Genomic DNA, 13298 nt, shown 5'->3' with positions numbered 1-13298 from the left:
AATACGATCTCGCGGCATTTTGTCGAACGATGAAGCAGTGACTCGTATTAGCCTGATTTAAATAAAAATAGAATAAGGAAGAAGGATGGGAACTCAATTTAAGATGGATTCCTTACCAGGTTCTCTTATCGTCGTTGGTGGTGCGTACGAACCCTGGTTATCAGTGTTAGAACAAGTGGGTTGGCAGTGTACCCAGTGTGCAGATTTACGAAAAGCCGATGCCTTGATTGCTGATATTGGCCCATGTATTGGTATTGTCGATCTTAGTCATGATGAGTTCAGTCTCAACGGTATTGCTAACCTTGTGAGCAATAACAAGCAGGTGAGATGGCTCGCCTTTATCCGTGAATCGCAATTAAGCTCTGATACTATCTGCCAGTTTATCGTTAACTTCTGTATCGACTTTTTCACGGCGCCAATCCCAGATGCTCAGTTGCTGAGTACCATTGGTCACCAACTGGGTATGCTGAAGCTTGAGCAGAAAGTATGGCCAAACTACGGCATTAACAACAATATGGGCCTGCTGGGCGACTCTGTGGCTGTGAAGCGCTTGAGAGACCAAGTGAAGCGTATTGGGCCGACTGATGTCAGTATCTTGATTTATGGCGAGAGCGGAGCTGGTAAAGAGACGATTGCACGCTCGATTCACCAAAACTCGTCGCGAGCACAGAAGCCATTTTTAACGGTTAACTGTCGTGCCTTGTCTGAAATGAGAATAGAGGCCGAGGTCTTTGGTATTTCAGCACAGCCAGCGACAGCGCCTTGTATGTTGGAAGAAGCCGATGGCGGAACCATCTTGCTTAATGATGTTTTAGCGATGCCACGCAATCAACAACTGAATCTGTTGCGCTTTTTACAAGAGGGTAAGATTGAAACCGCTAATGGACCTAAATCCGTTGATGTGCGTATTCTGGCCGCGAACTCCTCTGATATCGAGAAGGCGTTGATTGAGGGCGATTTTAATGAAGAGCTCTATCACTACATTAATGTTCTGCGTATTCATGTTCCGAGCTTAAAAGAACGTGTGAGTGATATTTCAGTACTGGCTAATCACTTTCTGCGTGAGTACTCGAAAGAGTTTAATGCTCAAGCGAAGAGCTTTTCAGACGATGCTATCCGTTCGATGAATCGCTACCATTGGCCTGGAAATGTGCGTGAGCTGATGAATCAGATTAAGCGTGTTGTGTTGATGTCTGATGCGGTGATCATTGAGGATCACCAACTCGATTTACCAAAACAGAATGATGAACGCCGAAGTTTGAAGAGTATTCGTGAGCGTTCAGAGCGCGATGCACTGCTGATTGTGTTGGAGTCTTACGGCGGTCAGGTTTCGTTGGCAGCTAAAGAACTTGGCGTATCACGAGCAACTATGTACCGATTGCTCAATAAACACAGCCTAATCTCTGAAGGGGTTGTTTAGACTCTTTTCTACATGACTTTATTCAGTCACTGTAAATGAAAGGCCACGTATCTACGTGGCTTTTTTGTTTCTGAAGGATAGCCAGTTCTTTTCTAGCTCAGCCGAAGATAGATATGCTGTGATTTTATATAATCATAGTGAATATGTTATATTTAAATGAATATGCAACTGATATTTTGGGTAAATGCATTGTTTTGAAAATGTTAACCAATTATCGGTTGAATAATATACTCACTTGGTTAGACTTTACCCGTGAAAGCAGAGATTTAACAAATACTTGTCTGCTTTTACTACCTCATTTCTTTTTGGATTTTTTAGTTAGCTTGGAGGCGCAAATGAAACATTTCGATTTTATACAGCATATTTGCGCGTCGTTTGATCCGTGTACTGACATGGTGACTGATATGTCACAAACATCAGCCATGGCCGATCGAAACACCCAAGATAAACCTAACTAATAGATCCGTATCCTTATTTGGCTGCGGAAAAATAGCAGCTAAATGAGAAGCCCTCACACTATCTAACACGCTATTTTTCCTCAGTTTATTCAACAACTGGAGAGTTATTATGCGTCACTCAGTATATTTAAAATTAGCAACAGTCCTTATCCGTGCCGATCTTCGTCGTGAAGAGCGTGAATGGCAACGAAAAGTTCGTCGTAGTTCATATGATCTACCATGGAACAATACTCACTTATTAAGAGATATTGGTCTTGAGGCTGACGGTCGACCTATTGGTTTTTCTGAACCAGAAGTTGTCACTATTGAACGTCGAGTACGTCACCTTCGTCGTGTCCTAAGTGCGCGAATACCGACGTAATCTGCGGGGTTGATAGCACCGTTCAACCCCTAAGATAAGTCACAGTGATAGTTATGGCGTCGAAAGTGCAAACTTTTGAACTAGAACTGGTCAAATAAGAGAAGCTCTTGCTTCTCTTTTTTGCTTTTTTAAGCCGTTATCTATGCTTTTTTAAGTTGTTATCTAGTAAAGGAAAAGAGTTCTACTAAGCTTTATAGAGCAAGGGAGGCTGGCTATGCAGAAGCATCAATTAGACATGTGGTTACATGGAGAGCATAAAGACTCTTATCAAACTCCAAAAGTGTACGTTATAGGCTGTTCTGATATCTCAGAATATCTACTGGCGGTGGAGTACAAACACAAGCTAGAACCGGTAAAGCAAGACGGCGAGCCGCTTCACTTTGGATCCTTGGATCAAGTGAAAGAGGAGTTACTCCGGCTCGGCTTTGAAAAGGCGTATCTTCGCCTACATAACGCGTATGATGAGTTTGGTAATGAGCCAAGCCAAAGCTACTGTGACATTGAACTGGCGCTTAAACCTCATTAAGAGAGCGTTTGTTGCTAGAGATTGATTCTAATTGCAGGCTCTTTTGTAACGCATTGAGAGTTTTCGCTACCGAGGCTCGATTAAACGATCTATGCGTAATGTGTTGTCAGCAATTTGTGGGTGAATTGAGTTCGTAGATAGAAACCACGTGGTTTAGTTTTGATAGGTTTTCCACTTGCACCGTAAGCTTCGGTTAACACTCGACTGTTGGCAGCTTTTGGACGTAAATGCAGTGCTTCACCGTGTCTTGCAGTTATTTGCTCCACATTGCCTAACACGATCAATTCCATTAGTTCTTCCCAATCTCTTTTCAAGAGTTCGTCTTCAGCTTGGCTAGGTGTCCATAATAAAGGGGATCCTACATGCCTCTCTGCTAACGGGATCTCTCTTTCTCCCTCGACAGGGATCCACAACACCTTAGACAGCTTGTTTCGAACGTGGCTGGTTTCCCAAGTTATGCCTTGCACACCCATCAAAGGCGCGACACACACAAAGGTGGTTTCGAGTGGCTTGCCAGAATAGCCAATCGGAATACTTTTTAGCTCGATCCCTAGCTTGGCAAAATCTTGTTCTGGCTTGCTGCCTGCAGGTGCACCCAAGTGCCATTCCAATAACTGCCCAACCCAGCCTTTATCACGCTTAAGGTCGTTTGGCATCCGCATCTCGGCTTCGTCGGCGAGTTCTTTAAAGGTCATTCCGGCGATGGCATACGCGCGCTCTAACAGCTCTTGTTGTGTTTGTGGTTCTGGTTTCATAATAAAAGGTATGATCAAAAAAACGATTTTATCAGAAGTTATCACCAAATGACGACTGGTTAAGAAATGATCTCCTTGCGAGAAAAGGGATCAAACTCAGGGTTATCCACAGGACATAAAGGTAATTAATTGAAATATTAATTTAGTGGATAAATAAACAGGGGTTTATGGTGGATAAAATGCTTGCCAAATGGGGTTCAAAATGAATCTTTCACTTGGTAGTGTGGATAAACATCGGAGTGGTTGATCTTTAACCATGTCGAATTTCTGAAAGATCTTTTACATTTCCAATGTTTTTTAAAACTAAGATATTATTTTAATTGGTTGATTTGTATGAATATAAATTAAGTTTTATTGATTTGTCGTTTTTTGTGTTGATGAATCTATGGATTAAAAAAAACGATTGCGGGTAATTCTTCACATAGTTATTCACAGAAAAGGTGAATAAATGTGGTCTATGTCTCACTATTGTGTGGGTAACTAGAATTTGAGCAAAACTTATCCATATCTTTAGTTATTATTCATAAATATAGCGCTTATCACGTCACTAAGTTTGCTCCGATTGGGGATATGTGGAAAAATCAGAGTAATTAAAAATTTAGATAGAGGTTGGCCAGTGATAGATGGCGATGGTTACCGATTAAATGTTGGTATTGTAATCTGTAACAACCATGGTCAGGTCTTCTGGGCTAAACGATACGGGCAACATTCATGGCAATTTCCTCAAGGGGGAATAGATGAAGGTGAGACTCCGGAACAGGCAATGTACCGCGAGTTGTATGAAGAGGTTGGCCTTACTAAAAAGGATGTAAAGATCGTCGCGACAAGTCGTCATTGGTTACGCTATAAGCTACCCAAACGACTGGTTCGGTGGGATTCTAAACCTGTCTGTATTGGACAAAAACAGAAGTGGTTTCTTTTGCGCTTAGATTGCGATGAATCGCATATCAATATGCAGCGTGGAAGTACACCTGAGTTTGATGGTTGGCGTTGGGTGAGTTACTGGTACCCAGTTCGACAAGTTGTTTCTTTCAAGCGAGATGTTTACCGTCGAGCGATGAAAGAGTTCGCATCTTTAGCAATGCCGTTTAAAGAGCGAAAAATAAAAGGAAAGCGCAAATTGCGTAGAGGTTAAGCATGCTCAGTCAACTAAGGGAAATAGTTGAACACGTATCAAGAGTTGAAGATGTGTCGACGGCTCTTGATATTTTGGTGAAAGAGACATGCAGTGCGATGCAGACGGAATGTTGCACCGTGTATTTGGCAAATAATGATATGCAGCGCCTTGAGTTGATGGCAACTCAAGGCCTGATCTTCAAAGGCAATAGCATTCACATTGGTTTTGACGAAGGTCTGGTTGGCCTTGTTAAAAGAAGTGCTGAACCTATCAACCTTGCACAAGCATCTGCTCACCCTGCTTATAAGTTTTTTCCAGAGCTTGGAGAAAACGTCTATCACTCTTTTCTCGGTACTCCGATTATCCACCGCAAGCAAGTACTCGGTGTATTGGTCATTCAACAGAAGACTCCGCGTTTATTCAGTGAGATGGAAGAATCTTTCCTTGTCACGCTCTCAGCACAACTTGCCGTTATTGTGGCGCACGCCCAAACTCAAGGTCATTGGCTGTTAGAGCAACAGAAGCTACCTGCGACTAAAGGTATTGCAGCTTCATCGGGCGTGGCGATTGGTGATTTATGGTGGGACAACACCCAGCCTGAACTTACCGATGTTTATCCTGCTTCGACGCTCAATGTAGAGAGAGAGCATGAGTTGTTGGCGGTAGCGGTTGAAAATGCCCTCAATGACTTTAAGCGCATGCGAAAGCGCTTAGATAGCGAAATCAATAAAGACGCATTAGCGATCTTTGACCTGTTTACTCACTTACTCAACGATCCTATGTTGCGTAAGGATCTAAAGAGTCAAATTCAGAAAGGCGATAAAGCCGATTGGGCATTAAGACAAGTGGTTGAGAGCTATTCGAACCGCTTTGCTCGTATGTCTGATGTGTACCTTCGTGAGAGAGCACAAGACATCCGAGAGCTCGGACAAAGGTTGCTCTATTTCCTCCATAACTCTGAACATGAACTCCGCACATTAGATAAGCCGATTATTCTAGTGGTTCGTGAGTTAACCGCTTCGGTATTAGCGTCTATTCCAAAAGAAAAGCTATTAGCTGTTATTTCCTTGGAAGGGGCGGCGAACTCGCATGCAGCGATTTTGTCTCGAGCGCTTGGCATACCTTCAGTCATGGGGGTAAATCTCAATCTAGCTCAAGCTAATGGCAAGCGAGCGATTGTGGATGGGTATAGCGGTGAGATCTTTATTGAGCCGACTAAAAACCTGCTTAAAGAGTATCGAGGGCTGATTCTAGAAGAGAGTGAGCTCTCCTCTATGGTCAATCGCGAGCTGTACCTACCGGCAAAAACGCAAGACGACAAGCAAGTAGAGATTCTACTTAATGCGGGTTTGAGTGCAGACACTAACATCGCCATCAACCAAGGTGTTGATGGAGTAGGGCTGTATCGAACTGAAATCTCTTTCTTGTTACAGCAAAGATTCCCGTCAGAGGATGAACAATTCAAGCAGTATCGTTCTGTGCTGGCAAGTTACCCTGAGAAACAAGTGGTGATGCGTACACTCGATATCGGTGGTGATAAGGCCTTACCTTATTTTCCTATCGAAGAGGACAATCCATTCCTTGGTTGGCGTGGTATTCGTTTTACGCTCGATCATCCAGATATCTTCATTATTCAACTGCGTGCCATGCTACGTGCGAGTTGTGAAAGCCATAACTTGAGCATTTTGCTGCCGATGATCTCTGGTGCTCAGGAATTGGATGACGCGCTACAACTGATTGAACAAGCGTATGACGAAGTGCATGAGCTTGATAACCGAGTGCGTATGCCTCGCGTTGGTATCATGATTGAAGTGCCATCCATGCTGTACATACTGCCGCTGATTGCGGATAAGGTCGACTTCGTTTCAGTCGGTACCAACGACTTAACCCAATATTTATTAGCGGTTGATCGGAACAATTCACGAGTATCCGATGTCTATGAATCAATGCACCCTGCGGTGATCATGGCATTAAAACAAATTCATGATACTTGTAAGCAATATCAATTACCTGTGTGTATTTGTGGCGAGTTAGCCGGTGACCCGATGGGCGCGCTGCTATTGATTGGATTGGGGTATGAGACGCTAAGTATGAATACCTCGAATGTCGCAAGAACCAAATATTTGATTCGTCAATCGAACTTGGCTGAATTACAGGATTTGGCAAATAAGGCACTTTCAAAACCGTATGGTAGTGACATCTATAGTATGATGCTGAACTATTTCGAAGAGCGTGAATTTACAGGCTTCATTCGAGCAGGTAAAAAATAGGATTTAACGTGTCATATGAACTAATAGGCTTGTTAGCAGGCCTTGGTGCTATTGTTGGTGTTTTAGCAGGCTTGCTAGGCATTGGTGGTGGTTTGCTGGTGGTTCCTGCCTTACTGTTTTTGCTTCCTAAAGCGGGTATCCCCCAAGAGTTTGCGATGCAAATGGCATTGGCTACTTCGCTATCAACCATCATTGTTACGTCGGGATCGTCTGCGATTAACCATTTAAAATTAGGTAACGTAGAGATATTTGTCGTTAAGTGGTTGATGCCGGGTGTCGTTATAGGCGGCTTCCTCGGTTCTTTCGTGGCCGATGTCATTCCAGCTCAATACTTACCAAAAGTCTTTGGTGTGATTGTTTTGGTATTGGCGTTGCAAATGCTGTTGTCGATTCGCTCTAAGAGCCAAAAGTCGATGCCGGGTTCAGCTAAAACCGTATTGTGTGGTGGCGGTATTGGTTTGGTATCAAGCTTGGCGGGCATTGGCGGTGGGTCTTTATCGGTGCCTTTCCTTAACCATCATGGTGTGGAAATGCGCAAAGCTGTGGGCTCATCTTCGGTATGCGGTTGTGTTATCGCGATTTCGGGAATGCTCGGTTTCATTTGGCATGGATCTTCTGTTGATGATCTTCCTGCGTATAGCTTAGGTTACGTTTATCTGCCGGCTTTGATCGCGATATCTTGTACCTCAGTTTTGACCACTCGAGTGGGGGCGAAACTGGCCACTCAATTGCCAACCTCTGTGCTGAAGAAATTCTTTGCGGTATTTTTAATGTTTATAGCAGCCACAATGCTGCTGTAGTGTCTTTTCTGTTAGCCATTGAGCTAACCGTTAATCAATTTAGATAGAGAGCCAAGTATGTCTCAGGGTTTTATCGAATTCCCAAATATCGATCCTGTTCTTATTGAACTAGGACCAATCTCAGTTCGTTGGTACGGCTTAATGTACCTTGTTGGTTTTATGTTTGCTCTTTGGTTAGCAAATCGTCGAGCTGATCAACCGGGCAGCGGTTGGACTCGAGAGCAAGTATCAGACTTACTGTTTGCTGGCTTTCTAGGTGTGGTGCTGGGTGGTCGTATTGGCTACGTACTTTTCTACAACTTTGACCTTTTCCTAGCAGATCCTCTTTATCTATTTAAGGTATGGACTGGCGGTATGTCTTTCCACGGTGGTTTGCTTGGTGTTATTACTGCCATGTTTTGGTATGCCAAAAAGAACGGTCGAACCTTCTTTGGTGTGGCAGACATGATTGCACCATTGGTGCCATTTGGTTTAGGCATGGGACGCTTAGGTAACTTCATGAACAGCGAGCTTTGGGGCCGTGTGACTGATGTGCCATGGGCTATTGTGTTCCCTAACGGTGGCCCACTTCCTCGTCACCCATCTCAACTTTACGAGATGGCGCTTGAAGGTATTGTGCTGTTCTTCATCTTGAACTGGTTTATCAAAAAGCCGCGTCCTCTTGGTTCTGTATCAGGGTTATTCCTAGCAGGATATGGTACATTCCGCTTCTTAGTAGAATACGTACGTGAACCTGACGCTCACCTAGGTTTGTTCGGTGGATTTATCTCTATGGGACAAATTTTGTCACTGCCAATGGTTATCATCGGTGTGCTGATGATGGTGTGGGCATACAAGCGTGGTCACTACAAAGACGAATTACCACAACAAACGAAGTAAGGAATTGGTGTGAAACAGTATTTAGATCTCTGTCAGCGTATCGTTGATGACGGTACTTGGATTGAAAATGAACGCACGGGCAAGCGCTGCCTAACCGTGATCAATGCTGACCTGGAATATGATGTTGGTAATAACCAGTTCCCTCTAGTAACAACGCGTAAGAGCTTTTGGAAGGCCGCGGTTGCTGAACTGCTTGGCTACATCCGTGGTTACGATAATGCTGAAGACTTCCGCAAACTAGGTACTAAGACTTGGGATGCGAATTCGAACTTGAACGAGGCATGGCTAAATAACCCTTACCGCAAGGGCGAAGACGATATGGGCCGTGTTTACGGCGTTCAAGGACGTGCATGGGCAAAACCTGATGGCGGTCATATCGACCAACTGAAGAAGATTGTTGATGATCTAACGAACGGTATTGATGACCGTGGTGAGATCTTAAACTTCTATAACCCAGGTGAGTTCCACATGGGATGTTTGCGTCCGTGTATGTACAGCCATCACTTCTCTCTACTTGGTGACACTCTGTACCTAAACAGTACTCAACGTTCTTGTGACGTGCCTTTAGGCCTGAACTTCAACATGGTTCAAGTGTATGTCTTCCTAGCTATTATGGCGCAAATCACGGGTAAGAAAGCTGGCGTGGCTTACCACAAGCTTGTGAATGCTCATATCTACGAAGATCAGCTGGCGCCAATGCGTGACATTCAGCTAAAGCGTGAGCCGTTAGCTGGCCCAACATTCCATATCAATCCTGAGATTAAGTCTCTAGAAGATTTGGAAACATGGGTAACGATGGATGACTTCTGGGTTGAAGGTTACGAATGCCACGAAGCGATTAAGTACCCGTTCTCGGTTTAATCTAATCTGCTTTGTTTGATTGAAAGGCTGCCATTGTGCAGCCTTTTTTATTTGTGATACTTGGCTTGCTTACTATTTATAAAACCAATAATCTTGTGGGGTCTTTTCTAACCACAGAACTGCTATGACTCGTTCGCATTGCTTCGTGTTGCAACATGACTTTCCTATTGCTTTCTACCCTGATAAAAATCAGTTGGTGATTGATGATGAGGCGATTCATCTAGAGCCATTACAAGCAAAGCTACTCAGCTATTTCATCGAAAATCGCGGGCAAGTGGTTAGCACTCAGCAGATAGCCTCTGATGTGTGGCAAAGAACTCAAGTGTCTGACAATCTGGTTAGGCAAGTCATCAGTTTATTGCGCAGTCAACTTCAGGATAAGTCACGTCCGTATCGCATTATTCAGACGATCCCTAAACAAGGTTACCAGTTCGATGTTGAGGTGACTCAGTCGAGCGTTAAACCAACTCCCGTTGAGGACGCCTCTCAACTTGAGCCTATTGTTGCTAAGTCGAAAAAGAAAACCATCGCCCTGATTACAACCGCAGTATTCTCTATTGGCTTAATAGCAGCTTGGGCATGGCAAACCGATGTCCCAGCTAATGACACTGCTGTTATTTCTGCTCATCAAAGTGATGTAATTCCTGTTTATATTCATGACATAACACTCGATTCTGCGAACGATTATGAGATGTCAGAAAGCGTTTATAACTATCTTTTCTACGGGCTGAATTCGGCAAAAAACTTATCGGGTTACCACTTTTCTCAGCTATCGCATCAGGGCAAGCAATCACTGACCAACAATGGTGTTGAACTCAAAGGTTGGCTCAAACAAAAGGACAGTGATTATGTGTTGAGCGTGCTTGTACAAAACAATCGCCAACCGAATCAAAGTCAGAAAGTGGAAAAACGCTTTAGCCAAGATAATTTCTTTGATGCAATTGGGGATGTGATTCTCGAGGTCAAAGCCATTATTGCTCCAATGAGCTCCGAATACGGCGTGGCAAGTCATCGAGTGACCTCTATTGATAACTACGATGATTGGAGTGTTATCTCCGAGGGGATATCGTTGTTCTACCAAGGAAAAGGTGGTCAGCCAATTGAGGAAATAGCACTTCAGTTGGATACGATTCAACAACAAGGGCGAGATAATTATCTGGTCAATGCCTTGCTGTCGTATTCGGAATCTTTGGCTTATTTACAAAATCATGAACAAGAAGACCGCGAACATGCACTGCAACTGGCAAAGCAAGCCTTCGAGATGAACCCACGTTGTGACATCGCTAATCTTACCTTGGGGCTAGCCTTGTTAATCAATCAACATGCTAATCAAGCGTTCCCTTATCTATCCTATGCTGCCGAAAGTACGCCGAGCCCAATCAGCTTTTATCTACTGAGTGTGGCTGACAAGCTGTCGGACAACCCAAAAGGTTCGCAATACAACTATCAACGTTATACCGAAGTAAAAAAAGAGAATGACGGTCAACTGTTTGATCTTATTGAATCTTTATAAAAAAAAACCTTTCCTAAACCACGAAATACGTTTTTAAGCGAAGGTGTTTCGTGAGAGCCAATAGCAACGGTATATCCGCAAGACTTTCTTGTGCCAACAGGCTTCTCAATATGTTTGATTATTGTTTGGACTCAGGCTCGATTGCCTTGCATCAAGCGTAAAAACATCGACTTCCAGATACTGGTACCAAATCATTCATTATTGGGGGTACACACATGTTGAAGAAGTTTGCTTTTCAGATCATTCCAATTCAGATCTTCTTATTCGTCTTTTGGTTTAAAAATGGCTTTATCGATAAAGTGATGGGCGTGCTACTTGGCTACATTACACCCGATACCGCTTATGCGGGAGACACTTGGGTGGGTTGGAAAGGCTATATTGTCGGCACTTGGGATAAGAGCCAAATCGGTCATGCTTTATTGAGTCCAACGTTCGATTTTATGTTCCCAATTTTGATTGCTTTGCAATGTGTGCCGTTTTTATTGGTTCTTCGTTCGGTACTTGCTGGTGAGTTCATGGTTGGCAAAGAACGTCCGTGGTTGCTCTATGCCGCCTTTGCTTCTCTGTTTGTGACTGCTTGTATGGCTTTCACTCAAACCATCACAGGTGCAAGCGACGGGCAGTATCTATGGCAATTTATCGGCTTTGGTATGGTTGCCATTATGTACCTGCGTAATGAGCAAGGTAAGTAAGCTTTTTTAGATGCGAGTAAACGAGGTGCGGGATACGAAGATCAAAAGCGCCTGTCATTCCCTAGACTGACGAAGGAAGGAGTTGGGAATCTCTGGGTGTTGTGCGCTGCGTAGATTCCCTATCCCGCTAGTTCCTCGCTGTAGGGAATGACGGATTTTTAGATGCGAGTAAACGGGATTCGAGATGCGAAGAGCGTGTTTAGATTTGAGTCAGTTAGATATGAAATATTAAAACGCAGATAATTAGAGATAGTCGCTTTTCGTTACTCGTTTACACGAATCTCGTATCTGGTTTTGGTCTTCGTTACTCGCTTACTCAAATCCCGCATCTTCTTTTTGTTTCCTGCATCCGTTCCTAAAAAGAAAAAGCCCGCAACCTAGGAGGTTGCGGGCTTTGCTATAAGCGATGTTTGTTTTGCTATTAAGCAGTCAAAGCTAACACGGTACCAGGCAGTACAAGGAATACCGCAACAAGGTAACCAGCGACTACTGATTTGTTCTTCACAGCCATGTCTGAAATCATGTCTGCCGCTTTAACTGGTAGCTCACGTAGGAACGGAATACCGAAGATGAATACCGTTGCCATGATGTTGAACACCAAGTGTACTAGAGCAATTTGTAGTGCGAATACTGCGAACTCACCAGATACTGCTGTAGCTGCAAGTAGAGCCGTAATACATGTACCGATGTTTGCACCAAGAGTGAATGGGTAAACGTCACGTACTTTAAGAACACCTGAGCCTACTAGTGGAACCATCAAGCTTGTTGTCGTAGAAGAAGACTGAACAAGGATAGTAACGATAGAGCCAGAAGCGATACCGTGGATAGGACCACGACCAATTGCATTCTTTAGAATCTCACGAGCACGGCCAACCATCAGGCTCTTCATTAGCTTACCCATTACCGTGATAGCTACGAAAATAGTCGCAATACCTAGAACGATAAGCATGATGCCACCAACAGTGTCGCCAAATGTTGATAGAGGCTCTTTAATAGCACTAACTACTGGCTTAGTGATTGGCTTGATGAAGTTAAGACCACCCATGCTCATATCACCTGTTGCTAGCATTGGTGATACCAACCAGTGAGAAATCTTTTCTAGAATACCAAACGCCATCTCTAGTGGTAGGAAGATAGCAACGGCTAATAGGTTAAAGAAGTCGTGAATAGTCGCACTTGCGAATGCACGTTTGAACTCTTCTTTACAACGAACGTGACCAAGGCTAACTAGCGTATTGGTTACCGTAGTACCAATGTTAGCACCCATGATCATTGGGATTGCTAGCTCAACAGGTAAACCACCTGCCACAAGGCCAACGATAATTGAAGTAACTGTGCTTGATGATTGAATAAGTGCTGTTGCCACTAAACCAATCATTAAGCCTGCAACTGGGTGTGAAGCAAATTCGAAAAGAACCTTTGCTTGCTCGCCTGTTGCCCATTTGAAGCCTGTACCAACCATTGAAACTGAAAGTAATAGTAGGTAAAGCATGAATGCCAAGTTAGCCCAGCGTAGCCAACGAGTAGTGCTCGAGATAGGCGCTGCTGCAGTAGTAGCTTGGTTCATAATGTTTTCTCCATTGGACCGTTTAAGTCTGTGTTTGGTCTGTTTGTTTAATCTGAGCGTGATGTTAGAGAACAAATAT

The 13298-nt window shown here is 43.7% G+C and carries 12 protein-coding genes; 10 read left to right on the top strand and 2 right to left on the bottom strand.

Features of this window, described 5'->3' with window-relative positions:
• Positions 1 to 85 precede the first annotated feature (85 nt).
• The 3 genes from vpsR (at position 86) to BCV39_RS07190 (ending at position 2765) form a co-directional block, all read left to right on the top strand.
• Entirely contained in the window at positions 86 to 1420 is a 1335-nt protein-coding gene (gene vpsR, locus BCV39_RS07205; protein WP_050053118.1) for a cyclic-di-GMP-binding transcriptional regulator VpsR, read from the top strand.
• A 567-nt stretch (positions 1421 to 1987) separates the two neighbouring features.
• Complete coding sequence (locus BCV39_RS07195) at positions 1988 to 2239, top strand: hypothetical protein (protein ID WP_004735015.1); 252 nt, start codon at positions 1988 to 1990, stop codon at positions 2237 to 2239.
• A 214-nt stretch (positions 2240 to 2453) separates the two neighbouring features.
• A complete protein-coding gene (locus BCV39_RS07190) occupies positions 2454 to 2765 on the top strand; it encodes a DUF6482 family protein (protein ID WP_004735016.1) in 312 nt (103 codons plus the stop codon).
• 89 nt (positions 2766 to 2854) lie between these two features.
• On the opposite strand, the gene mutH is transcribed toward BCV39_RS07190, so the two are convergent.
• The gene (mutH, locus tag BCV39_RS07185) at positions 2855 to 3520 is read right to left on the bottom strand and encodes a DNA mismatch repair endonuclease MutH (protein WP_055319051.1); all 666 of its coding nucleotides are present in this window, start codon (positions 3518 to 3520) and stop codon (positions 2855 to 2857) included.
• Positions 3521 to 4136: 616 nt separating this feature from the next.
• Here mutH and rppH point away from each other — a divergent pair.
• The 7 genes from rppH to BCV39_RS07150 all read left to right on the top strand — a co-directional run bounded on the left by rppH (position 4137) and on the right by BCV39_RS07150 (position 11652).
• Positions 4137 to 4655, top strand: a complete 519-nt coding sequence (gene rppH / locus BCV39_RS07180) for an RNA pyrophosphohydrolase (protein WP_017059335.1) — start codon at positions 4137 to 4139, stop codon at positions 4653 to 4655.
• 2 nt (positions 4656 to 4657) lie between these two features.
• Complete coding sequence (gene ptsP, locus BCV39_RS07175) at positions 4658 to 6907, top strand: phosphoenolpyruvate--protein phosphotransferase (RefSeq protein WP_019820560.1); 2250 nt, start codon at positions 4658 to 4660, stop codon at positions 6905 to 6907.
• Between the two features lie 8 nt (positions 6908 to 6915).
• Positions 6916 to 7707: a sulfite exporter TauE/SafE family protein gene (locus BCV39_RS07170; RefSeq protein WP_048662681.1), complete on the top strand. Its 792-nt coding sequence runs from the start codon at positions 6916 to 6918 to the stop codon at positions 7705 to 7707.
• Between the two features lie 57 nt (positions 7708 to 7764).
• Complete coding sequence (gene lgt, locus BCV39_RS07165) at positions 7765 to 8586, top strand: prolipoprotein diacylglyceryl transferase (protein ID WP_017059338.1); 822 nt, start codon at positions 7765 to 7767, stop codon at positions 8584 to 8586.
• A 9-nt stretch (positions 8587 to 8595) separates the two neighbouring features.
• Complete coding sequence (locus BCV39_RS07160) at positions 8596 to 9447, top strand: thymidylate synthase (RefSeq protein ID WP_017056122.1); 852 nt, start codon at positions 8596 to 8598, stop codon at positions 9445 to 9447.
• Positions 9448 to 9571: 124 nt separating this feature from the next.
• Positions 9572 to 10960: a winged helix-turn-helix domain-containing protein gene (locus tag BCV39_RS07155; RefSeq protein ID WP_102432240.1), complete on the top strand. Its 1389-nt coding sequence runs from the start codon at positions 9572 to 9574 to the stop codon at positions 10958 to 10960.
• 215 nt (positions 10961 to 11175) lie between these two features.
• Entirely contained in the window at positions 11176 to 11652 is a 477-nt protein-coding gene (locus tag BCV39_RS07150) for a hypothetical protein (RefSeq protein WP_102432239.1), read from the top strand.
• Between the two features lie 421 nt (positions 11653 to 12073).
• Here the strand turns inward: BCV39_RS07150 and BCV39_RS07145 are convergent, their stop codons facing one another.
• A complete protein-coding gene (locus tag BCV39_RS07145) occupies positions 12074 to 13219 on the bottom strand; it encodes a Na/Pi symporter (RefSeq protein ID WP_048662115.1) in 1146 nt (381 codons plus the stop codon).
• Between the last annotated feature and the right edge of the window lie 79 nt (positions 13220 to 13298).

It is taken from the genome of Vibrio sp. 10N.286.55.E10, assembly GCF_002872555.1.
GTDB lineage: Bacteria > Pseudomonadota > Gammaproteobacteria > Enterobacterales > Vibrionaceae > Vibrio > Vibrio crassostreae.
The sequence above is the reverse complement of the archived record's forward strand: the minus strand, read 5'-3'. Positions and strand labels throughout refer to the sequence as shown.

Coding starts and splice junctions, on each gene's coding strand:
- mutH (WP_055319051.1), bottom strand. CDS start 3,520: ATGAAACCAGAACCACAAACACAACAAGAGCTGTTAGAGCGCGCGTAT.
- ptsP (WP_019820560.1), top strand. CDS start 4,658: ATGCTCAGTCAACTAAGGGAAATAGTTGAACACGTATCAAGAGTTGAA.
- BCV39_RS07145 (WP_048662115.1), bottom strand. CDS start 13,219: ATGAACCAAGCTACTACTGCAGCAGCGCCTATCTCGAGCACTACTCGT.
- BCV39_RS07155 (WP_102432240.1), top strand. CDS start 9,572: ATGACTCGTTCGCATTGCTTCGTGTTGCAACATGACTTTCCTATTGCT.
- BCV39_RS07195 (WP_004735015.1), top strand. CDS start 1,988: ATGCGTCACTCAGTATATTTAAAATTAGCAACAGTCCTTATCCGTGCC.
- BCV39_RS07190 (WP_004735016.1), top strand. CDS start 2,454: ATGCAGAAGCATCAATTAGACATGTGGTTACATGGAGAGCATAAAGAC.
- BCV39_RS07150 (WP_102432239.1), top strand. CDS start 11,176: ATGTTGAAGAAGTTTGCTTTTCAGATCATTCCAATTCAGATCTTCTTA.
- vpsR (WP_050053118.1), top strand. CDS start 86: ATGGGAACTCAATTTAAGATGGATTCCTTACCAGGTTCTCTTATCGTC.
- lgt (WP_017059338.1), top strand. CDS start 7,765: ATGTCTCAGGGTTTTATCGAATTCCCAAATATCGATCCTGTTCTTATT.